Raw genomic sequence first — 24,288 nt, 5'->3', positions numbered from 1 at the left:
CTACAAATATTGCAACAAACTTTCTAGTTTCATCCCCCTTGAGCCTTTCAGTAACACTAAATGATCTCGAACAGGATTATCTTGTAAATATTGCGCAGCCTCTGCAGGCGTTTCGAAAAACAGGCCTTTAATTGTATTTTTAAAAGCATAAAAATCTTTTCCAATAAAAATCAACTGATCCAAACCGCTTTCGCTGGCCTGTTTGGCAATTATTTCGTGCTGACCAGGAGATTCTGGCCCCAATTCGAACATATCGCCCAAAATGGCAGTCTTTTTATTGGCCGATAGTGCGGCAATATTTTTTAATGCTGCGGTCATACTGCTTGGGTTGGCATTGTAGAAATCGCATATCACGGTATTTTTTTCGGTTTTTGTTAACTGTGACCGGTTGTTTTTGGGCTGATAGTTCGCTAAACCGGCATTGATTTCTTCAGGACTCATATCAAAGAAATCGCCAATACAAATGGCGGCAAGGATATTTTCGAAATTATAACTTCCTGTTAAATTGGTTTTTACTGATGAAGAAACTTCATGGTTGGTCCAGTCGACTTCGATAAAAGGATCGCTGCTTTTTAACGAGCCTTTAATGGTATTGCCATTTTCTGTTCCGTAATAAATGAGTTTGTTTAAACCGGCGGCAGCACTCATTTCTATTAAATAAGGATTGTCTCTATTGATAAAGGTGTAACCCTGGGTCTCTTTTAAATAAGCATAAAGTTCAGCCTTTCCCTTTTTTACGCCCTCAAATCCACCAAAACCATCTAAATGTGCCATGCCCACATTGGTAATAATACCATGGGTGGGCTGAGCAATGGTGCAAAGTAGTTCTATTTCCTTTTGGTGGTTTGCCCCCATCTCGATTACCGCAATCTGAACCTCATCAGTAATGGATAATATAGACAATGGAACACCTATATGATTGTTTAAGTTGCCAAAGGTGGCAAAGGTTTTATATCGCTCGGTCAGCACAGCATTTACCAATTCTTTACTGGTTGTTTTACCATTACTGCCGGTTAAGCCAATAACAGGGATGTTCAGTTTTTTACGGTGATGGCGAGCCAGATCCTGCAAAGTGTTTAATACGTCTTCAACCAATAGGCATTGATGATTTGTTGCATATTTTTCTTCATCTACAACCGCATAAGCGGCACCCTTTTCAATAGCCTGAGCAGCAAATTCATTGGCATTAAAAAGATCTCCCTTAAGTGCAAAAAAGATACAGCCGGGGCTAATGTTTCTGGTATCGGTAGAAATAACAGGGTTTTCTTGGTAGTAATCGTATAATCTTTCGGTTGTAATCATGCCTATGGTAAAAAATATGATGTAAAATTAAGCTTTCGCATCAACAAAAAACAAAATTAGTACATTAGGTAAAATTATTTTCCTATGAAAAGACTCTTAACGTTCTGCCTGATCTCCTTAAGTTCAATTCTGTTTGTACAAGCGCAGCTAAAATCTCCTGATGATTTTTTAGGCTACGAGTTAGGCTCGCACTTTACCCCTCATCATAAAGTGGCGGATTATTTCAGGCAAACTGCTGTTGCTTCCCCAAAAAATATGAAGCTGATCGAATATGGTAAAACCAATGAAGGCAGGCCGTTAATGGTGGCGATTGTTTCTTCAGCAGAAAATATAGCGAAACTGGAACAGATTAGGAATAACAATTTAGTTTTGGCAACGGGAGCCAATAATAGTGTCGATTTAATAAATCAACCTGCTATACTTTGGTTAAGTTATAATGTACATGGTAATGAGGCAAATTCGACCGAAACTTCCATGAAGATGCTTTATACGCTAGTTTCGGGCAGTAATAAACCTGCAACAGATTGGTTAAAAAATACTGTAGTAGTGATCGACCCTTGTTTAAACCCCGACGGAAGAGATCGTTACGTGAATTATTTTAATAGCGTGGTGGGCAAAACACCCAATTCTGATCCATTATCGAGAGAACACATAGAGCCGTGGCCAGGCGGCAGGCCAAATCATTATTATTTCGATTTAAACCGCGATTGGGCCTGGCAAACACAAATTGAAAGTCAGCAAAGGTTGGCACTGTACAACCAATGGATGCCTCAGGTACATGTCGATTTTCATGAGCAAAGCTATAATGAACCTTATTATTTTGCACCAGCAGCAGAGCCGGTTCACCAGGACATTACGCCCTGGCAAAAAAGTTTCCAGGTGGTGGTAGGTAAAAACAACGCTAAATATTTTGATGCAGAGGGCTGGCAATATTTTACCAAAGAGCGCTTCGACCTGCTTTATCCATCGTATGGCGATACTTATCCCTTATATAATGGATCAATCGGTATGACCTACGAGCAGGGCGGAATACGGGCAGGGTTATCAGTGGTAACCAATGATGGTGATACCTTAACTTTAAAAGATCGTATCGCGCATCACTTTACTACAGGAATGTCTACCCTTGAAGTAACTTCCTTAAACCATAATAAATTATTAGAAGAGTATAAAAAATATTTCCAGCAAGAGCTGGCCAATAGTCCAGGCATTTATAAAAGCTATATTATAAAAGCAACTAATTTGTCGCGCTTGAAAAAACTGGCTGAACTGCTCACCAAAAATAAAATCGAATTTGCGTTTGGAGGGGATAAAACTGGTAGAGCTTATGACTACGATACCCAAAAAGAAGAAAATTTTAGCATAACCCGCAACGATTTAATTGTGAATATTCAGCAACCAAGGGCAGTTTTGGCTAATGTTTTATTAGAGCCTCAAACCCTGGTAACCGATTCTAATACTTACGATATTACAGCATGGGCCCTTCCTTACGTGTATGGATTAAAAGGTTATGCCAGTAAAGAAAGTATCAAAGGAAAATTCTCAGCGATTGAAGAACCTAAAATAATCAATAATGAGGTGGAGAAACCCCTCGCCTGGTTGTTTAGCTGGGGAACAAGCGAAGATGTTCAGGTATTAACTGCGCTGCAAAAGGAAAATATAAAAGTCAGACAGGCCGATCAGCCATTTGCTGTAAACGGTAAAGACTATCCTGCCGGAACCCTAATTGTGTTGAGGGCAGAAAACGAAAGGCTGATAAAAGGGATGAAAGATAAGGTAGCATCAATTGCAAAAACCTTGAACAGGCCAATCCAGGCCATAAGCAGTGGCTTTGTAGAAAAAGGTAAGGATTTTGGCTCTAACGTTTATCCATTGTTAAAACAGCCTAAAATTGCCATTGTATCGGGTATGGAGGTTTCTTCTCTTGCGTTCGGCGAAGCCTGGTTTTTTCTTGAACACGATCTGAATCTTTCACCCAGTATTATTAATGCTAAAGATTTAAATAACCTGGATATTAATAAAGTAAATACCTTGATTTTGCCAGATGGAAGTTATAGTCCTTTTATAGGCGATGGTTTAACTGCATGGTTAAATAAAGGAGGAAGATTGATTTTAATGGAAGATGCTATCGAAAGTGTATTCGAGAAAAAAGGATTTGATATTAAAAAGAAAGAAGCTGCTGTAAAAAAAGATGAAAAGCCAGAGGCAAACAAACTTCTTTTCAAGGATAAGAACAGAGATGATTTTGAAACAACGATACCAGGTGCAATTTATCGGATCAATCTCGATGCTAGCCACCCCTTTTCTTATGGTTTGGGTAAAACCTATTATAGTTTAAAAACAGACCGTAAGATTTATGAGCCATTTGTTAAAGGTTGGAATGTGGGTTTGATTAACGAAAAAAGTTTAATGGCTGGCGTAGTGGGCAAAAAAGCCAGGGAAGAACTTAAAACCGGGCTTTTAATTGGGGTACAAGATTTCGGCCGGGGCCAGGTAGTTTATTTGGCCAACGACCCCCTGTTCAGAAACTTCTGGGAGGGTGGAAAAACCTTATTCGGGAATATAATTTTTTGTGGATATTAAAAGTTCGAAATTTATATCATGCCTACCTTTTGATCTCTAGATTATTAAGGGTAAAAAATTATTAAAAGGAGATCAATTTTTGTAGATTTTATTAGAATAGTTGGACCAAAATTACATTTAGCTCCTAAATCTATAGTTTGTAAGGTGAAATTTAAGGTTAAGAAGGATGTAAAATCACCTTTAATTAATATTATATTAACATTTTTTGGCGCTAAAATAATATTTAACATTTCGTATTGTGCTGTAATACAGGTTATTGATTTTTGTTTGGGCGCTTTTGTTAAAAATTGTTAAAAAAAATTTTCTAACATCCTTTTCATCCCTTAAATTAGACCCATCATTAACTAACCTATTTTCTAATTATGAAAAAACTTCTACAAAGTTTGTTCATTCTTATGTTTTTTGCTGTAACGGCAATGGCACAAGATCGAACGGTTACTGGTACTGTTACTTCTCAGGATGATAAACTTCCGATTCCTGGGGTAAGTGTAAGGGTAAAAGGAACACAGAATGGCACTACGACAGATGCCAGCGGTAAATTTTCAATTACTGCAAAAAATGGATCGGTTCTGGTCTTTTCTTACATCGGATATGCCGCATCAGAGGCAACTGTAAGCGCATCAAATTCGATTAATATTTCATTAGTACCCGATGCAAAACAATTAAATGAGGTAGTCGTTACTTCTTTCGGCGTTGTGCGTCAATCAAGGTCACTTGGAGCGAGTGTTGGAAAAGTAAACAACGAACAAATCACTCAGGTTTCTGAACCAGATGTATTAAAAACACTTCAAGGTAAAGTAGCCGGTGTTGATATCCGTGCTTCTCAGGGTACACCTGGGTCTGCTACGCGTATCCAGATTCGTGGTAATACCTCCTTTACTGGTGATGCTCAACCACTAATTGTTGTTGATGGAGTACCATATAGCAATGATCAGGTAACTACCTCAAGCCAATTAGGCGGTGGTGGTGCTTACGGAAGTGGTTTTTCAAATATCGATCCAAACGATATTGCTTCCATTCAGGTTCTTAAAGGATCTGGTGCTGCAGCCTTATATGGTTCCAGAGCATCAAATGGTGTATTATTGATTACAACAAAATCAGGTAGTGCAACAGCAGGTAAAAAAGGATTGGAAATCAGTTTAAAGAGTTCAGCTTCATTGGAGCAAATTGCAGCATTGCCTGAGCTACAAAATAATTACGGTACGGGTTCTTATGGCAATTATTCTGCTTCAAATGGTTCATGGGGGCCTAAATTTGGTGGCGCGTTAAAAGAAATTCCGGCCTGGCCTGCTTATTTAGCTGCTTATCCAGAATTATTCCCTACTGGTACTGTTCCTTATCAGGCTTATCCAGATAACGTGAGCAGCTTGTTTAAAGACGGTTATGTTTTAGAGAATTCCATCAATCTAAATGGGGGTAACGAAAAAAGCGCTTTTGTAATTACAGCATCGCAATTAGATCAAAAGGGATATGTAACCAACTCAGACTATAACCGTACAAATATTGCGGTTGGTGGTAGCTCTAAATTGGATAATGGTTTAAATATCCGTGGAAACTTAAGTTATAGCCGTTCGGTGCAAAATGGAGGTTATTTTGGTGAAACCCAAAATGGTGCGCCTTCACTGTTCTCAAGAACACTATTTTTAGGACGTAACTGGGATTTAAGTCTTCCTTTTGAGGATAAAAACGGAAACAGTATTATTTACGCAGGTGCCGGACAGTTTGATAACCCGTTATGGTCTGCTAAATACAATACCACAAATACGGCAGAAGAACGTTTCATCGCAAACTTAAAAGCTGATTATGATATTACCAAATGGGCTAATTTTTCAGTTGCGGTAGGAACAAACGTAAATACACTTGGCAGACGTGAGGTGATCGAAGTAAGCTCTAGAGCTGCAGAAGGATTGGGTAGACTAACCCTTGACAACTATCGGAAACAAGAAATCGAATCGACCGCTTTATTAAACTTAAAACCAAAAATCAACGATGATTTTACTTTCAACGGTTTATTGGGCTTTAACTTTAATCAGAGAACGACTGATAGACAGGCTAACAGAGGAAATCAATTTATTGAAAGAGGTATACATAATCTAAACAATACCGTTCAGCAATCGTTTTTAGTAGATTCGTATGGCAGAAGAAGGATATTCGGCTTGTTTGCTGAGGCTACCTTTGGTTACAAGAACTATGCTTTCATTACTGCCACTGGCCGTAACGATTGGTCTTCGACCTTACCATCTGATAACAGAAGTTATTTCTACCCAGCAATTTCAGGAACATTCATCTTTACCGATGCTTTTCAGATAAAAAGCAAAGTGCTTGATTATGGAAAGTTAAGAGCAAGTTATGCAAAGGTAGGACGTGATGCGAGTCCATACGGAATAACCAATGGTTTTAGTTTTAACTCAAATTTCTTAGGTGTACCTAATGCCGGTTCAAATATTACAGCAAACGATCCTAATTTAAAGCCAGAGTTTACTAAAGAGTTTGAGGTAGGTACAGAATTAAGTTTCTTTTCTCAGCGAATTAACTTTGATTTCACTTATTACAACAAAATCTCAACCAATTTAATTCAGGCCATTGATGCGCCTGCAAGTTCTGGTTATCTTTTCTATAATACCAACATTGGTCAAATTAGTAACAAGGGTTTTGAGGTTCAGTTAACCGGTGTGCCTGTTAGGACTAAAGATTTTAACTGGAACCTGACTCTAGCTTTCACCCGTAATAAAAATATGGTTGATAAGTTAAAAGATGGTGTGACCAGAATTGATTTAGCCGGCTTTTTTGCTTCAACAGGTTATTCTGCCTATGCAGAAGCAGGTATGCCTTACGGATATTTAAGGGGTACGACAAGTGCACGTGATAATGAAGGTAATTTATTAATCGATCCTGCTACGGGGGCATTGATTGATAATACCGAGCCAAGTTTTATTGGTGATCCAAATCCTAAATTTAAGTTAGGCTTTACCAATACCTTTACGTATAAAGGTATCGTTTTAACAGCATTGTTAGATTATACTAAGGGTGGAAGCATTTATTCAACAACCATCCAAAACGAGCTTGGTCGTGGTACATCAAAGCTGACTGATGATAGAGAAACGACATGGGTAATTCCTGGTGTTTATGGAGATCCAAATACGTTTCAGCCTATTTTAGATGCTAGTGGAAACAAAATTCAAAACATTACCCGACTAACCACTAACGATCTTTATTTTAATGGAGGTGGAGCATCTACTTTTGCTACCAATGGAGCGAATGAGTGGAGTGTTTTTGATGGAACAGTATATCGGTTAAGAGAAATAAGCTTAGGCTATAATCTTCCGAAAGCCTGGTTCAAGAAAACACCAATTGGCTCGATCCGTGTAAGCGCAACAGGTAGAAACTTATGGTTTTATGCACCTAACATTCCTAAAGGAACCAATTTTGATCCAGAAACCAACAGTTTTGGTGCAACAAATATCCAGGGAATCGAGCTTTCTACCGCACCTACAGTTAAGCGCTATGGTTTTAATGTTAACATAACTTTCTAACAAAAAACATACGATAATGATACGTAAATTAAAATACTTTATACCCGCGGTGATTTTGTTAGCAACCTCTTGCAAAAAATCACTGGACATCAATGTAGATCCATATAGTCCAACTTCTGTAAACGTTAATAAATTACTGCCGGCAGCGCAATTAAACCTAGGTGTAAATTTGGCTACTTCAAGTGGCATTTCTCAAGTGCTTGAAGTGTATATGCATCGCCTGGTGGTTAGAGAAGATCCTAATCAATACAATGCTACCGGATCAAACTTTAATATCCTTAATAGTTGGAACGGGATGTATTCATCTGTTTTTACCAATCTGGATTTCATCATTTCTGAAGGTACCGCAAAAGGTAACCTAAAATATGTAGGTATTGCTGAAATACTAAAAGCATATGGTTATAGCCAAATGGTTGATATTTATGGAGATGTTCCATTTAGCGATGTGAACAAATTGGTCTCTGAAAATAAATTTGGTGCAAAATTCGATAAGGGATCTGATATTTACCCGCAATTAATAGCTTTATTAGATAAAGGCATTGCTGATCTGAATGCAACAGCATCAAATCTTGTTGTGCCTGGTAATGATGATGTAATATATAAAGGTAACATCACAAGATGGATCAAAGCAGCCAATACCATTAAATTGAAATTGTTATTGCAGCAACGGTTGACTAAAAATGTGGCAGCTGATGTAAATGCATTAATTACAGCTAACAATTTAATCAGTACAACTGCTGAGAGTTTCTTATTGCCATTTGGCCCGAATGGCGCTACTGATGACCGAAACCCAGGTTTTGGCGATTATTTTGCAGCACAAAGATCACAGTATCAAAGTCCTTGGTTTTATGAAATTTTAAAAGGATATAACCCTACTATTTATACTGGAATCAAAGATCCGCGTCTTCCATATTATTTTTACAATCAGATAAAAGCAAACGCTTCGGCAACAAATCCAACCGAATATAGAGATGGCGGCTTTTTATCGATATATTTTGGTTCAACAGGGCCAAACGCGGCACAGTCACAACAAAATTTTATGACACTATTTGGTATTTATCCAGTAGGCGGTCGTTATGATGATGGTGCAGGTGGTACGGCAAGTGCAGCAAGTGGTACCGGAGCAGCTCCTTACCGTTTTATTACTTATGCTGATGTATTGTTTATGAAGGCAGAGTTAATGAAAACAGGTGTAATTACTGGTGATGCAAAAGCAACATTGCAGGCGGCCATTACAGAGGCATTTGCTCAGGTTGATTATGTGATTACTACTTATGTAAAACCTTCTCAAACCGTTCCTGCTGTAGCAGGCACACCAGCAGCAACGACTTATATTGCAGCGGTTATGGCCCAGTATGATGCAAAACCTGCACAACAACTAGAATCTATTATGACACAAAAATGGATCTCAAGTTATGGCAGTGCAGTAGATGCGTATACTGATTATAGAAGAACAAAATTCCCTGTGTTGTTTGATCCTTCTAACCCTGCGCAAGCTCCGGGAGGAAAGGTTCAACCGCCAGTAAACGGAGACCCCTCTCAGGCCGTTCAGCCTGCTGTAGATGTTCAGGTGTCTAAAAAGTATCCATTAACTTTACCTTGGTCTAATTCAGAATTATCTGCAAATGGTAGTGCTCCTGCACAGAAATCAGATCCGTCTACTTTCAAGCCATTCTGGTTACCATAAAACATTATTAAATTAACTTAATATGAAAAAATTAGTCATATATCTATTAATGTCATCATTCTTTATCGCGGCATGCCGTAAAGAAGATAACCCTAAATTGCCGGTGCTTGAAAGGGTGCCACTTCCGCAATTAACGATTGATAAAACGGGTGATGCTACAATTTCTGCTTTAGCCCCAGATGCATTTGTTGGAAAATTTTCGGTTTCGATGTTCTATCCGGAAGATGTTAAGCCATCTAAATTGGATATTGTTGTAATTAAAAATGGTAACGCTGCAGTTGTTAAAACTATACAGGCTGGTGTTACTTCTTATCCAACCAACATTACGCTTACTGGTACCCAGATTAAGTCGCTCTTTGGTGTATCTTCGGTTCTTGGTGATTCTTATACCATTGGTGCAAATATCACTACCGAAGGCGGGAAGTTTTATCCGGCATTCTCTACTTTAGGAGAAACCAATAACGGTGGACTATCTTCAATTGCAGGCTCAACACCTCAAATTACCTTCGCTGCGGTTTGTCAGTTCAAAATGGCTGATTACGGTGCTGTTGGTACAGTTGTTCCCTATACTGTAGTAACGGATGAGTGGGCTGATTATTCAGCCGGACAAACAGTTCCTGTAACTATTATTGATGCGACACACCTATCTTTCTTTTATGGAACTGATGTGAGTGTTAAACCTATTGTAATTACAATCAATCCTACTGATAATACTACATCAGCAGCAAGTGTAGCATATGGTGGTTATGGTGGGCCTCCTATATTCACTGCTGTGAGTGTTGCTGGTAGTGCAGCAAATGCTGTAGCGCCTTGCGATTTAACTGTTGGCGTAAGATTGGCTCATACTTCTCCTTTAGGAAGTTATGGCAGCTTTACCATAAAACTCAAAAAGAAATAATAGCAACAGGTAGCTAAATTTTTAGCAGCTTAAATAAGCTAATTATTGCGCCGTTCTAAAGTGAGTCCTTTCAAAGGTTACTGATTTTAGAGCGGCGCTTTTTTTTGATTTGTTTAATTTTTTTTCCAAAAGCGGCTGCTTAATGATGAACTCATTAACCACCTCAAAATTATTATTAACAAATAGATTTTCTGGACTGAAAATCTATTTGTGTTTAAAGCCTAATTTAATTGTAAAGCGCTTGCGCATAAAATTTGATTTTTTGGCACAGTTTTTTCGGTTTTATAAACTATTGTTTACAGCCTCCTAATGACAATTTTAGCCTATTTGAGGTTAAAATATGATTATAGGTGCTCATAATATTCTACATTTTGTGGAAAAATTCCCCCAAACGCCTTTTTAATCATACAGGTTTATTGTCAAAACAAAGTCATTATAAAGGCTTGTTTTGTTAAAATTTGTTAAATTGTTAACAAACTCCATTATATTTAGGAATTCAAATTACTATTTCATTAACTAACTTAAAATTCATGAAAAAACTTCTACAAAGTTTGTTCATGTTCTTGTTAATCGCATCAACCGCGATGGCACAGGACAGAACGATTTCAGGTACAGTTACAGCTAAGGAAGACGGATTGCCGATTCCTGGGGTAACAGTAAAAATTCAGGGCTCTAAAGTGGGAGCTACAACCAATTCTAGTGGTCAGTATACCATTAAAACTTCAGCTGGAGCAGTTGTGTTAGAATTCACCTCTATTGGTTTCGGTTCAATCACGAAAAACGTAGCGGCAGGAACAACTTCAGTTAATGCTATTTTAGAAAACGACAACAGGGTATTAGACGAGGTTGTTGTTACGGGTTACGGTTCAGGAAGAAGAATTTCTTCTGTAGTAGGATCGGTAGCTACAGTGAGTGCAAGAACTGTAGAAAACAAACCAGTAGCGAATGCTTTCGATGCCATGCAAGGTAAAGTAGCAGGTTTACAGGTATTTACTTCATCAGGTGAGCCATCTCAAACCGCATCAATCAGATTACATGGTGTTGGATCATTAGGTGCAAGTAACACACCTTTGTATTTATTAGATGGTATACAGGTTGATGAGACTTCTGTGCTTAACATGAATCCGAATGATATCGAAACGGTATCTGTATTGAAAGATGCATCTTCTACATCTATTTATGGTGCGCGTGCTGCGAATGGTGTAATTTACATTACAACCAAAAGAGGTAAAGTAGCTAGCGCTGCTACCATTACCGTTCAAGGACAGTATTCGGTAGCTAACCCAGCTAGTGATAAGTTCTACAGAAACTTCCTGAATACTGCACAATTAAGCCAGTTACAGATTGAGCAAGGTTTAAGAACTGCAGCAGCAACGGCAACTTTACTGGCACAATATCCAAATGATACAAAATGGTATGACTATTATTATAAAAAAGATGTGCCTACCTATCAAACCGATGTAACCGTTTCAGGTGGTGGCGGTAAAACGGCTTACTATATTTCAGGTAGTTTCTTTGAAGGTGAGGGAAATAGATTCCGTTCGGCCTTTGATCGTTATACTTTCCGTTCGAATCTGACCACTACTTTGAACGATTATATTAAGATCGGTTTAAATTTAGCGGGCGGTAGTTCAGATACTCAAACCAACCCTTTAGCAACCAATGATACCAATGGTCCTTTGGCTTTATTGGCTCAGCCATGGTATTCTCCTTATGATGCTAATGGTAATGAATATTATGGAACACTGATTCCTGGATGGGGCAGATATAGCCCAAGGTATTTAGCAGACAATACGCCTTACAACAGAAACAGATTGACTTTCAATCCTAGTGGATTTGTTGAAATTACGCCAATCAAAAACTTAACTTTTAAATCTCAAGGAGGTATAGATGGTTGGATTGATAGAACTACGGATGTAAGGTTACCTTCTTATGCTGCTTTCCCTGGTGCTGGAACTTTAAGCGAGACTTATACAAGAAGAATCAATAAAACAGCAACTAATACATTAGAGTATAGATTCTCATTAGAGAAAAACAATTTCTCTGTATTGGCTGGTCAGGAATATGTTGATGGTGTAGATCAAACTTTTAATGCCAACACTAGTGGTCTTCCAAACGATAACCTTTTAGTTCTTCAAAACGGAAACGCAACAAACAGAGGTGTAAGTTCTGGTAAAACTGAGTATGCATTTAAATCTTTGTTCGGCCGTTTAGAATACAACTTCAATAACAGATATTTTCTTGATGCTTCCATTCGTGAAGATAGATCATCACGTTTCGGTGCAAATAAACAAAATGCTACTTTCTGGTCAGTTGGTGGTATGTGGAGAGCTAAACAAGAAAATTTCTTAAAAGATGTTAAATGGTTAGATGACCTTACCTTGAGAGCAAGTACCGGTACAAGTGGTAACTCTGCAATTGGTAACTATGAGAGTTTAGCTACTGCAGCAGGAAGCTCAAACTATAACGGATTACCAGGTGTGGCTCAGAATGCACCAGGAAACCCTGATTTAGGATGGGAAAAACAACAAAAAACAACGATTGGATTTAAGTCATCATTCTTAAACCGCATCAGATTAGATGTTGAATTCTATTACCGTGAAACTAGTAACCAGTTGATTAATGTTCCTCAGGTATACACTACTGGTTATTCTCTTGTTAGAACAAATGTTGGTGCCTTGCAAAATAAAGGTATGGACATTACTTTGGATTTTGATGTTTGGACGAATGATGCTCATAAAGCTTTTATTACCCCTTATATTAATGCCAACTTTAATAAAAATAAAATTACCGAACTTTTTCAGGGTAAAAACTATTACATAAACCCTGGAACGGGTGTGTTATGGGCAATCGGCCAGCCGGTATCATTTGTATATCCAATGTGGAAAGGCGTAAACCCTGATAATGGTTTGCCTCAATGGTATGTTCCGAATGCGGGTGATGGAAGTATTATCACCAGAACTGATGATAATGCAGTAACCAGTAGCTTCTCTGCAGCTAACCTGCAGCAAAATACAGGTATCGAGCGTTATCCTTGGTTAAACGGTGGATTCGGATTTAACTCAGGTTACGAAGGCATCTTTTTAAGTGTTGATTTTACTTTCTCACAAGGTAAATACCTGATCAATAATGACAGATATTTCTTCGAAAACCCAACTTCATTCTCTGGCTTTAACCAGTCGACTACAGTATTGGATTATTGGAAAACACCTGGTCAGGTTGCAAGATTCCCTAACCTTAACCAACAATTCACGCAGTTTGACAGCAGATTAATTGAAAATGCTTCTTTCCTAAGATTGAAAAACTTACAATTAGGATATAACTTGCCTCAATCTGTATTAGAGCGTACTAAAGTTCTAAAAGGTGCCAAAATCTTCTTTGTTTCCCGTAACCTGTTAACCTTTACTGATTATACAGGACCAGATCCAGAGGTAGACACGAACTTGACATTGGGAGTTAATCCTAATACCAGACAGGTTGGTTTTGGTTTACAATTGACGTTTTAATAAATAGGAAATTATACTTTAAAATATAATAAAGTTATGAAAAATATAATATTGGGATTAGTAGGGGCGGCAATGACTTTAACAACGATTACTTCATGTAAAAAGTTGGATTTAAAGCCGGTTGATGCCGTAGACATTGCTACTGGTTTTAACACCATTCAAGATGCTAAATATTGGAATACTGGTATTTACTCCGCACTAAGAGCACGTACCTACGGAAATTATAACATTTTACAAGAGGTTCAGGGTGATCAGTTAAATGCTTCATTAGATTTCGGTAACAGAAATGGCGCGCCACATCGTTGGGGTAGCTTTTTAAATAATGATGACTTTTCTGGTATATACCAAGGTTACTATAGTGGTTTATCTAATGTAAATGTAGTAATTAAAGGATATGAGCAAATTCAGGCAACTGCTGGAGCACAAACTGATAGTTTAAATACTTACAAAGCTGATGCACGCATGGCTAGAGCGCATTATCTGCACGAATTGGTAATCAGATATGCTAAAGCTTATAACCCTGCAACTGCAGCTACTGACTTAGGTGTGCCTTTGCTTACTGAGTTTGATTTATCTGCAAAGCCTGCGAGAGCAACTGTAAAAGCAGTTTATGATCAAATTATCGCGGATCTTACGGTTGCAAAAGCTTTGAATACCAAAAGAGCTAACGTTAAAGGCGCGAGGTATTTTACACCAGATGCTGTTTTAGCGCTTGAAGCAAGAGTAAGATTAGATATGCAAGACTGGGCTGGTGCTTATACTGCTGCAAATACCTTAATTACTTCAAACAGGTATCCTTTATATAATACTGCTGCTGGCTTAAAATCGTATTGGGCAACTGATGCAACGCAAGAGGATATTATGCGCATCAATGCTACTACTGCAGAAACCGTAAATACCAATGCAATTTATTTAGGTTTGAATGGTGCAGGTGGATTTTTCGCTCCTGATTTTATTCCAACGCAAGCAGTTGTTGATAGCTATGACAATGCTGATTTAAGAAAGGCTGTTTATTTTGAGCAGAAATTAATTCGGATACAAGGTGTTAACTATGCTAACGTTTGGTTGGTGAATAAATTCCCTGGTAACCCGGCATTATTCACAACATCATTTACCAACTATCAGAATGCAAATAAAGTATTCCGTATTGGAGAGATGTATGCAATTGCTGCTGAGGCTGCTGCAAACTTAACTAATCCTGGAAATGCTTTAACGGCATTAAATGCATTGCGCCAGGCTCGTGGTTTAACAGCACTGGTTGGTTTAACCGGAGCTGCGCTTACTGCTGAAGTTAGAGCAGAACGTACACGTGAGTTAAACTTTGACGGTTTCCATCTTTTCGATTTAAAACGTTGGGGCTTAGGATTTACAAGAGGTACTCCTCAAGTGCCGGCTGCAATCCAGTTAGGTACAGGTTTCAATGGTTTGGTAATCGCAGCAACTGATCCTAAATTTATTTGGGGCTTACCAACGAATGATATTATTTTAAATCCAAACTTGGTGCAAAACCCAGGATGGTAATATACATTATAGGTAAACGATAGATAAAATATCGTTAACTAATATTAAACCCCAGGATTAATTATTAATCCTGGGGTTTTTTCGTTATTAATAGGTTTTTTATGTCATTATTTAATGTCATAAGCTATTGTTCTTCGTTTTTGACTCTTATTTTTATCTTTTTTTTAGTTTTTTGTGTATTTTATGGAATAATATAATGTTTTTGATTATAAATATTTGTATTACGGGGTGGTAATCATTATATTGTGAAATATTATTAACTAAACTAAATTTTTTATGAAAAAACTTCTACGGGGTTCGTCCGTATGGCCGTTTATTGCTGCCTCAGCAATAACATACGATCGAGCTATTGCGAAAATCCCAATCTCATGGGCTAATTCGCCATCCTCTTCCGATTTATGTGTTGAAATGGAAATACAATTGACAGAACCACTACAGTTGTAATTCACCAGAACATATTTTAGCTATTCAATTAGCAATAATTATTTCTTTAAAGTTTAAAAAAAGCAGTTTTTTGACTGTACAGGGCTAACCGCTTCTTTATAAGGGCATTGATTTTTATTGAATAATGCAAAATTAAAAATGTAAAATTTGCATTACAGAATACTAAATCATATATTGGATTATTATTAACTAAACTAAATTATTTTTTATGAAAAAACTTCTACAAAGTTTGTTCATATTGCTATTTATTGCCACCTCAGCAATAGCGCAAGATCGAACAATCACTGGAACAGTTACGGCTCAGGAAGATGGATTACCCCTCCCTGGCGTAAGTGTAAAAATCAAAGGTGCAACTGGCGGAACCACTTCAGGGGCAGATGGTAGGTATTCACTTAAAGTAAATGGCAAAGCAACCGCACTGGAATTCTCCTATATTGGTTTTTTAAGCCAAACCAAAGCGATCGGCGGTAGTAATGTGGTTAATGTACAGCTACAAAGCGATTCTAAAACATTATCTGATGTAGTGGTAACAGGTTATACCACGCAATCAAAAAAGGATGTTACCGGGTCGATAGCAAGTGTAAGTGGAGAAAAGCTTAAAAATGTACCAGTACAGAGTTTTGAGCAGGCACTTGCGGGTAAAGCGGCAGGGGTAAACATCATTCAGCCAAACGGCGTTTTAAATAACCCTCCCGTTTTCAGGGTTCGTGGTTTTAACTCCATCTCTTTAAGTTCTTATCCATTAATTATTGTTGACGGTATTCCGGTATTTACAGGCGATCAGTCTGCCAACAGTGCGGCAGGTAATGCATTGGGTGATATCAACCCGGCCGATATTGAATCGATCGACATCTTAAAGGATGCGGCTTCATCTGCAATTTATGGTTCCAGAGCAGCTAATGGCGTTGTTGTAATTACTACCAAAAAAGGAAAGCAAGGCAGCACTAAAATTAACTATGAAGGATGGGTAGGCTCTACCAAAGCGCAAAACCTCACCCCATTATTAAATGCAGCAGAGTATGTTCAGATCAAAAATGAATCAAGAACGAATATAGGCCTTGCACCGGCATTTTTTCTACAAACCAGATCAGATGGATCGCAGGTAGAAACAAACTGGTATGATTATGCTTATAGAACGGCAACATCTCAAAACCATGCCTTAAACTTTTCAGGAGCAAATGAAAAAACATCGTATTATGTTTCCCTTGGCTATAGCAATCAGGAAGGCTTTATTTTAGGCAACTCGTTCGAAAGAAAAAATGGCAGGGTAAATTTAGATCATAAGTTATTTAAGAATGTAACTATCGGAACTAATTTCTCATATAGTAATACCATGAACCGTGCGCCAAACACAGGCTCGCTTCCTGGTCAAACCTTTTCAACTGTAGGTTTGGGTAGGTTAGCTATTGTGTTACCTCCAAACGTTGCTGCTTATAATGAAGATGGATCTTATAACATGGCAGGATCTGCTGTTGGTTTAGGCGCAAATACGATCGCTTCGAACTATCCAAATGCTGCAGTTCTGGTAAATGAAGATAAAAATACATCTGAAAGTGATCGGATTATTGCTAATGTTTATGCCTCTATTCAATTGCTTAAAGGATTGAGTTTCAAAACCACTTATGGATTAGATAATTTAAAGATTGATAATAACGCTTTTGTAAACCGTTTACAGGGCGATGGTGTTGCTTATAATGGTGGTGCTACCAGTAGTTTTGTTAAAAATGCAAGGTGGAACTGGTCCAATACATTAAACTATGCAAATACCTTTGGCGACCATAGCTTAGGCGCCTTAATTGGTGCTGAAGATCAGCAAACCAGATCGGATGGCTATGGCGCAACCAGACAAAATGTAATTGATCCTTTTATTAAAGTATATCAGGGCGCCTTTGGTATTATTACTCCGTCAGGATTAGTACAAGGCGATAATTCGTTCCGGTCTTATTTTGGAAGTTTAAGCTACGATTATAAGAAAAAATATTACTTGTCAGGTTCATTCAGGAGAGATGGTTATTCTGGTTTATCTGCAGGTAATAAATATGGTAACTTTGGCGGTGCTTCAGCAGGTTGGGCAATCTCTGAAGAGGGTTTTTATAAAAACTCAGGCTTAAGCAAAGTATTAACCCGTATTAAATTACGTGGTAGTTATGGTGAGGTTGGTAACATTAATATCGGTAATTATCCATCTCTGTTTTTATATAGCCCCGGTTTATACGGATCTGACCCTGCATTATCATTCTCGCAAGCAGGTAATCCCGATCTTCAATGGGAAACCAGTAAAAAGGCCGATGTTGGTGTTAATTTAGAGTTTTTAGATGGTAGGTTCTCATTAGAAGTTGACTATTATCATAACAATATCGATAATCTGGTTCAAAATGCTCCTCAGGCGCCTTCAAAAGGTGTTCCGGGCAATGCCATCACCACAAACGTTGGTAAGATGTATAATAAAGGATTTGAGTTTACCGTAAATTCAAGGAATATCGATACTGATGATTTCACCTGGTCAAGCACTTTTACCTTTAGTACGCTAAAAAATGAAGTTACTGCTTTGGGTAATAACAATGCAGATCTTTTTGGTGCCACCTCTTTAGAAACAGCAAATATTACTCGTGTAGGTTATCCAATCGGATCAATTTATACCGTACAAACAGCTGGAGTTGATCCGGCAACCGGAGAGCGAATTTTTATCAACAGAAATGGCGAGAAATTAAGATTCAGTTTCCAAAGAGCAACAGCTGCCCGTTATCAATACCTTGATGGACCAAAAGCAGGTCAAAACGCACCTGCAATTGATGCCGCGCTTGATGCTGTAATTGATGGACCTTCAATTCCGAAATGGTTTGGCGGGCTTGATAACAATTTCCGTTATAAAAACTTCGACCTTACCCTGGGTTTAACATTCTCGGGTGGTAATAAACTTTATTATGGATCATTAGCAGGTCTTCGCGATCAGCGTTTTTGGAATAATGAAGCAGGTGTATTGAACAGGTGGACAACTCCTGGCCAGGTAACAGATATTCCTCGTTTGGTTTATGGCGATAACACTTCAAATGGATCAGCTTTTGCACAATCTCAAAATGTTTTCTCTGGCAATTTCTTAAAAGTTAGAAATTTAGCTTTAGGTTACACACTGCCAAAAACACTTTTAAGTAAATATGGCGTTTCGAACATTAGGGTATATGCTCAATCTAGCAACCTTTGGATTATATCAGATTATCCAGGACCAGATCCGGAGGTTTCTGTAAATGGAAACTCTACTGCAACTGGAAATAGTGGTAACCTTGCTCCAGGTGTGGATAGAAACTCGGTGCCATCTGGCAGAACATTTACTTTTGGTATTAATGTTGGATTTTAAACTTAGAGATCATGAAAATTAAAATAAATAATAAAGTAAAATATCTTTTTCTTGTCGCACCGTTTTTCTTTGCAACATCATGTAAAAAGAATTTCTTAGATGCCGCGCCCGATACATCCTTGCCTATTGAAGATGCCTTTTCAAATCCTTCGAGAATTTTATCTCAGGTAAATGGCATATATGCAGGTGTAAAAAATGGTCAGTTTTATGGCGGAAGGTATTTAATCTATAACGATATCCGCGGAGAGGACTTTGTGGTAAACAAACCGAACGGAGTAACAGGTTTAGATACCTGGAGGTTCAATTTAACGTCGAATACCAATGAGGTTGTGAATTTATGGGGTGCAGTGTATGCGGCGATAAACAGGGCTAACCTGGTTATTGAAGGCGTAAATGCCAATGCATCGTTACTTACCCCTGCGGTTGCAAAACAATATATCGCTGAAGCCAAATTTTTGCGTGCCTTATGCTATTATAGCTTGTTGCAATTATATGCCAAACCTTATATCACCGATGCGGGTGCTAGTTTGGGTGTACCGCTTAGGCTTAAAGGCGAAAAGGATTTAACAGGTAACGATTTAAAAAGAAGTACAGTAGCTGAAGTTTATACTCAAATTTTAAAAGACCTAAATGAAGCCGAGCCTGATTTAGCTTTAACTTTAACGGCAACGAGGGCATCTCGAAATACTGCAATTGCTTTTAAAACTCGTGTATATCTTTCTATGGGCAATTTGCCTGCTGTAGTAACTGAAGCAAATAAGATTGTTAGTGCAACAGCTCCATTTCAGGCTACAACAGGTGCTCCTTTGAAGCTGGAAAGTAATGTTACGACACTATTTGGCGGTACTTATACAGGTAATGCAACCGCTACTGAAGTTGCATTAACTTTGCCTATGGCAGATCTTGATGCCCCTGGCACACAAAATCAGTTGGCATATTATTATAATGTTACGCCGAATGGAGCTGGTGGTAACGAAGAGTATTTCTTAAACCCAACAGGGATTTTTGGAAATGCAGCTTTTGCAGCCGCTTCAACTGATGCCAGAAAAGGTTTAACAACTGTTTCGGGTGCCAATACTTATTTAACCAAGTTTAAAAGGCCATCTCCATATACAGATTATATTCCTGTAATTAGATATGCGGAAGTTTTATTGAACTTAGCAGAAGCAACGGTGGTGACCGATCCTGTAAGATCGATCGCATTACTAACGGCGGTTAGACAGCGTTCTAACCCTGGTTATGTGTTTCCTGCGGCAGATTTATTACCGGCAAATCTTAAAAATACCATTCTTACGGAAAGAAGAATTGAATTATTAGGCGAGGGATTAAGATCGCCAGATGTAATGCGACTAGGCGCAAACTTCGCTGCGAAAAGCGGATCTCAAGGTACTGCGCCTGCAATTCCATTTAATACTTCAGGCTATATCTGGCCAATATCGGCTAATGAAGTTCAAAACAATAAATTAATTGTTCAGAACTAAATTTATGCCTTAACAGGAAAGCCCATCGAAGAAGTTCGATGGGCTTTCCTGTTTTATAAAGTAATGGCTTATTTCTTATCCACACTATATTTCCCCGGGCCGATAAAAATCAATCCGAAAAAAACAATACCTAATTCAATCGCATGGCTGGCACCTTGTAAGCCATCTCCTTTACCAAAATGAACCAATGCCGCTATAATCATTGTAAAGATTAATAAAATTAGTGCCGGACGGAAAAACAATCCTACAATCAAAAGGAAACCACCGAAGGTTTCGGTAGCGGCCGCCATAAAACCCCAAAATATCGGTAAAAAGTTGATGCCGATTACTTTCATACTTCCCCCTAAACCCGTCCAGCCATCTGGCCCGCCTGCAAGTTTCGGAAAACCATGAATAATAAACATTACGCCTAAACCGATGCGTATCAGTAACAAGCCTGTATTGCGGTATTTTCCTAAATTGTCTAAAATCGCCATCTTATAAATATTTAAATTGAACGTTGTTTGTTTCTACTTTTAAGTGCACCTCAGCACCTAAAACCATACTCAGGTTATTGTCGATATGGCCGGTTGGGAAATTAAAACAAACCGGAAAATTATAGTCTTTAACAATATCCCAAATTACCTCATCCGCTGTTTGTCCGAAAGAAATTTTTTCTTCTTCAATTTCATTAAAGGCGCCAATAATTAAACCCTTTAAGGCTTTTAGCTTTCCCGCCCTTTTCAACATGCGCAACATGCGGTCTATGCCATATTCTTGCTCGCCCACATCCTCCAAAAAGAGAATTTTATCCGTAAAATCCATTTCTGAAACTGAGCCCTGTACCATGGTGAGCAAACTTAAATTACCACCAATCAAAAGCCCGGTTGCTTCTCCTGCCCTGTTTTTAAAGTCGCTTTGGAAAGAATAAGTCTGTTTTTCACCAAATAGTGCTTTTTTTAAAGAGATTAAAGCTTCTTCAGTAGATTCATCAAAAGTATAAGGCATTTGGGCGTGTAAACACTGCGTATGGCATTGGGCAATTATATGGGAGAGCAACACGGTAATATCGCTGAAACCAACAAACCACTTCGGGTTTTTGTTAAATTCAGTAAAATCCAGGTCATCAATAATCCTGATGGTACCATAACCACCACGGCCCGAAATAATCGCTTTTATAGATGGATCATCTAAAAAACGCTGAATGTCTTTAGTTCTTAAAGCATCGGTTCCTGCAAACTGGTGGTGACTGGCATATACACTTTCGCCAATAATAACCTCCAAACCCCAGCTTTCTAACTGCGCAATGGCATGGTCTATAGGTTTGGGTAATTTCTTTGCCGGACATACCAAGGCAATCTTATCTCCTTTTTTTAAATACGGGGGCTGCTTAATCATCTTCAAAACACTTATCTTTGCCAAATTAATAAAAATTGTTTTGGATAATAGTAAAATAAAAAGATATACCGTAACTGCAGCGCTTCCATATACCAATGGACCGGTTCATATTGGACACCTGGCTGGTGTTTACATCCCTGCAGATATTTATGCCCGTTATTTAAGGTCGAATAAACGCGATGTAAAATTCATCTGTGGATCTGACGAAAATGGTGTGCCCATTACTTTAAAAGCCAAAAGAGAAGGAATTACGCCTCAGGAAGTGGTAGATAAGTACCATAAAATTATTGGTGATTCGTTTAAAGAATTTGGGGTATCTTTCGATATCTATCACCGCACCTCATCGCTTACCCATCACCAAACGGCTGCCGATTTCTTCGAAACCCTCTACGATAAAGGTGTTTTTACAGAAGAAATTACCGAACAATATTACGATGCCACTGCAAAACAATTTTTGGCCGATCGTTACATTACCGGTACCTGCCCTAAATGTGGTAACGAAAATGCTTATGGCGATCAGTGCGAAAACTGTGGCTCTACGCTTAATGCAACCGACTTAATCAATCCAAAATCGACGCTATCAGGCGATAAACCCATTTTAAAAGAAACAAAGAACTGGTTTCTGCCACTGGATAAATACGAAGACCGTTTACGTACTTATATCGAAAGCCATAAAGAGTGGCGCCCGAATGTATATGGCCAATGCCAAAGCTGGTTAAATGCAGGCTTACAGCCAAGGGCAATGACCCGCGATTTAGATTGGGGGGTGCGTGTTCCGCTTCGCGATGCCGAAGGTAAAGTGCTTTATGTGTGGTTCGATGCTCCTATTGGGTATATTTCTGCAACCAAGGAGCTATGTAACTATGCGAAGCTTGATGTGTGGAATCCTAAGGCTGAAGAATATTACATCAGCAGTTACGAAAACGATAAGTGTGGTTGGGAAGAATACTGGAAAAGCGATGAAACCAAATTGGTTCACTTTATCGGTAAAGATAATATCGTTTTCCATTGCATTATTTTCCCTGCGATGTTAATGGCACACGGCGAATATACTTTGGCGGATAATGTGCCGGCAAACGAATTCTTGAACTTAGAAGGACAAAAAATATCGACTTCTAAAAACTGGGCAGTTTGGTTAAACGAATATTTAAGAGAGTTTGAAGGCAAGCAGGATGTATTGCGTTATGTATTAACTGCAACCGCTCCTGAGACTAAGGATAACGATTTTACCTGGAAAGATTTTCAGGCGAGAAACAACAACGAACTGGTAGCCATACTCGGCAACTTTGTAAACCGCGTAGTCGTGCTTACGCATAAATACTTTGGCGGTACGGTGCCTACCTGCATGGAAATTACAGAGGTAGATCAGGCGGTTATAGACGAGCTGGCCAGCTATCCTGCTAAAATCTCTGCATCTATCGAAAACTACCGTTTTAGAGAGGCATTATCAGAGGTAATGAATGTTGCCCGTTTAGGAAATAAATACCTGGCCGAAACCGAGCCCTGGAAACTCATTAAAACCGACGAAGACCGCGTAAGAACAATCTTGCATATTGCACTTCAAATTGCAGCCAATATCCAGATCCTGATTGAACCCTTCCTGCCATTTACGGCCGAAAAGTTAATGAAGATGCTTAAAAATGGCGGTCATGACTGGGATGATGCAGGTACAGTGAGCCTGTTAAAACGTGGTCATGAAATTGGCGAAGCCGTGCTCCTATTTGATAAGATTGAAGATGCTGAGATCGACTTTCAGATCGAGAAGCTCAACCAAAGCAAGGCCAGTAATGCGGCGAGTAATGTTGTTGCTGTTCCGGCAAAAGAAAATATCCAGTTCGACGATTTCTCGGCGATGGATATCCGCGTAGCCACCATTATAGCTGCAGAAAAGGTAGAGAAAACCAAAAAACTGTTAAAGTTAACAGTAAATACAGGTATTGATGAGCGAACTGTGGTTTCTGGTATTGCCGAATATTATAAACCTGAAGATATTGTAGGCAAACAGGTCAGTATGATTGTTAACCTGGCGCCCAGAGAAATCAAAGGGATTTTATCGCAAGGCATGATTTTGATGGCCGAAAATGCTGAAGGCAAACTTACTTTTGTGGCACCTGTAGAAAAGTTCCAGGAAGGTAGTGTAATCAGATAGTATTTTAAATGCATTAAAATATAAAGCCATTTGATTCATTTCAAATGGCTTTTTTTATTGCTTATCCCTATGCATTATCCTAAGTAGCGTCTATTATAATTGATTTTTTATGTTTTTAAAGGCAATTATCCTTAGATAAATGCTTGTTAAAATGAATTCTCTTGCGACAAAACTTTTGTTATATTTGCGCAACAAATGGTCCCGTAGTTCAACGGATAGAATAGAAGTTTCCTAAACTTTAGATATGAGTTCGATTCTCGTCGGGACCACACCTTTCGCCAGTAGTTATGTATAACTGCTGGCTTTTTTGTTTCAATGGGAGAAAAGTGGCGAGTAAATATGGCTTCTCTCTTATTTAGGTTTCCAGATTATGCTGGAGATAGGTTATTGCTCAAAGCAATAATATGAACTGAGGACTGGTCCTAAGAAATAGTTTGATAACGGAGACCGTTTTC

12 protein-coding genes and 1 tRNA gene are annotated in these 24,288 nt (G+C 38.5%); 10 read left to right on the top strand and 3 right to left on the bottom strand.

Going from position 1 to position 24,288, the window contains the following annotated elements:
* On the bottom strand, positions 1-1,302 hold the full coding sequence (locus AC04QZ_RS09780) for a UDP-N-acetylmuramoyl-tripeptide--D-alanyl-D-alanine ligase (RefSeq protein ID WP_478357621.1): 1,302 nt from the start codon (positions 1,300-1,302) through the stop codon (positions 1-3).
* Between the two features lie 84 nt (positions 1,303-1,386).
* Between AC04QZ_RS09780 and AC04QZ_RS09775 the strand changes: the two genes are divergently transcribed.
* The 8 genes from AC04QZ_RS09775 to AC04QZ_RS09740 all read left to right on the top strand — a co-directional run bounded on the left by AC04QZ_RS09775 (position 1,387) and on the right by AC04QZ_RS09740 (position 20,307).
* A complete protein-coding gene (locus AC04QZ_RS09775; RefSeq protein WP_478357620.1) occupies positions 1,387-3,882 on the top strand; it encodes a M14 family metallopeptidase in 2,496 nt (831 codons plus the stop codon).
* A 362-nt stretch (positions 3,883-4,244) separates the two neighbouring features.
* Positions 4,245-7,415: a SusC/RagA family TonB-linked outer membrane protein gene (locus AC04QZ_RS09770; protein WP_478357619.1), complete on the top strand. Its 3,171-nt coding sequence runs from the start codon at positions 4,245-4,247 to the stop codon at positions 7,413-7,415.
* Positions 7,416-7,431: 16 nt separating this feature from the next.
* The gene (locus tag AC04QZ_RS09765; RefSeq protein ID WP_478357618.1) at positions 7,432-9,102 is read left to right on the top strand and encodes a SusD/RagB family nutrient-binding outer membrane lipoprotein; all 1,671 of its coding nucleotides are present in this window, start codon (positions 7,432-7,434) and stop codon (positions 9,100-9,102) included.
* Positions 9,103-9,124: 22 nt separating this feature from the next.
* Positions 9,125-10,000, top strand: a complete 876-nt coding sequence (locus AC04QZ_RS09760; protein ID WP_478357617.1) for a hypothetical protein — start codon at positions 9,125-9,127, stop codon at positions 9,998-10,000.
* A gap of 530 nt (positions 10,001-10,530) precedes the next feature.
* Complete coding sequence (locus AC04QZ_RS09755) at positions 10,531-13,506, top strand: SusC/RagA family TonB-linked outer membrane protein (RefSeq protein ID WP_478357616.1); 2,976 nt, start codon at positions 10,531-10,533, stop codon at positions 13,504-13,506.
* Between the two features lie 36 nt (positions 13,507-13,542).
* Positions 13,543-15,027, top strand: a complete 1,485-nt coding sequence (locus tag AC04QZ_RS09750) for a RagB/SusD family nutrient uptake outer membrane protein (protein ID WP_478357615.1) — start codon at positions 13,543-13,545, stop codon at positions 15,025-15,027.
* 652 nt (positions 15,028-15,679) lie between these two features.
* The gene (locus tag AC04QZ_RS09745) at positions 15,680-18,826 is read left to right on the top strand and encodes a SusC/RagA family TonB-linked outer membrane protein (protein ID WP_478357614.1); all 3,147 of its coding nucleotides are present in this window, start codon (positions 15,680-15,682) and stop codon (positions 18,824-18,826) included.
* Between the two features lie 11 nt (positions 18,827-18,837).
* Complete coding sequence (locus AC04QZ_RS09740; RefSeq protein WP_478357613.1) at positions 18,838-20,307, top strand: RagB/SusD family nutrient uptake outer membrane protein; 1,470 nt, start codon at positions 18,838-18,840, stop codon at positions 20,305-20,307.
* A gap of 68 nt (positions 20,308-20,375) precedes the next feature.
* Here AC04QZ_RS09740 and AC04QZ_RS09735 read toward each other — a convergent pair whose 3' ends face one another.
* Entirely contained in the window at positions 20,376-20,783 is a 408-nt protein-coding gene (locus AC04QZ_RS09735) for a DoxX family protein (protein ID WP_478357612.1), read from the bottom strand.
* A gap of 1 nt (position 20,784) precedes the next feature.
* Positions 20,785-21,684 (bottom strand): S66 peptidase family protein, encoded by a 900-nt coding sequence (locus tag AC04QZ_RS09730; RefSeq protein WP_478357611.1) that lies wholly within the window; start codon positions 21,682-21,684, stop codon positions 20,785-20,787.
* A 40-nt stretch (positions 21,685-21,724) separates the two neighbouring features.
* Between AC04QZ_RS09730 and metG the strand changes: the two genes are divergently transcribed.
* Together metG and AC04QZ_RS09720 are read left to right on the top strand one after the other, a co-directional pair.
* Positions 21,725-23,833, top strand: a complete 2,109-nt coding sequence (metG, locus tag AC04QZ_RS09725; RefSeq protein ID WP_086549458.1) for a methionine--tRNA ligase — start codon at positions 21,725-21,727, stop codon at positions 23,831-23,833.
* A 197-nt stretch (positions 23,834-24,030) separates the two neighbouring features.
* Positions 24,031-24,102: transfer RNA gene (locus AC04QZ_RS09720), tRNA-Arg, on the top strand.
* Positions 24,103-24,288: the final 186 nt, after the last annotated feature.

The organism is Pedobacter folensis, from assembly GCF_056490665.1.
Note: the sequence above shows the minus strand (reverse complement) of the source record. Positions and strands in the feature narration are given on the sequence as shown.

Bases quoted from the DNA above. Each gene is read 5' to 3' on its own strand.
- AC04QZ_RS09780 (WP_478357621.1), bottom strand. From the start codon at position 1,302: ATGATTACAACCGAAAGATTATACGATTACTACCAAGAAAACCCTGTT.
- AC04QZ_RS09775 (WP_478357620.1), top strand. From the start codon at position 1,387: ATGAAAAGACTCTTAACGTTCTGCCTGATCTCCTTAAGTTCAATTCTG.
- AC04QZ_RS09770 (WP_478357619.1), top strand. From the start codon at position 4,245: ATGAAAAAACTTCTACAAAGTTTGTTCATTCTTATGTTTTTTGCTGTA.
- AC04QZ_RS09765 (WP_478357618.1), top strand. From the start codon at position 7,432: ATGATACGTAAATTAAAATACTTTATACCCGCGGTGATTTTGTTAGCA.
- AC04QZ_RS09760 (WP_478357617.1), top strand. From the start codon at position 9,125: ATGAAAAAATTAGTCATATATCTATTAATGTCATCATTCTTTATCGCG.
- AC04QZ_RS09755 (WP_478357616.1), top strand. From the start codon at position 10,531: ATGAAAAAACTTCTACAAAGTTTGTTCATGTTCTTGTTAATCGCATCA.
- AC04QZ_RS09750 (WP_478357615.1), top strand. From the start codon at position 13,543: ATGAAAAATATAATATTGGGATTAGTAGGGGCGGCAATGACTTTAACA.
- AC04QZ_RS09745 (WP_478357614.1), top strand. From the start codon at position 15,680: ATGAAAAAACTTCTACAAAGTTTGTTCATATTGCTATTTATTGCCACC.
- AC04QZ_RS09740 (WP_478357613.1), top strand. From the start codon at position 18,838: ATGAAAATTAAAATAAATAATAAAGTAAAATATCTTTTTCTTGTCGCA.
- AC04QZ_RS09735 (WP_478357612.1), bottom strand. From the start codon at position 20,783: ATGGCGATTTTAGACAATTTAGGAAAATACCGCAATACAGGCTTGTTA.
- AC04QZ_RS09730 (WP_478357611.1), bottom strand. From the start codon at position 21,684: ATGATTAAGCAGCCCCCGTATTTAAAAAAAGGAGATAAGATTGCCTTG.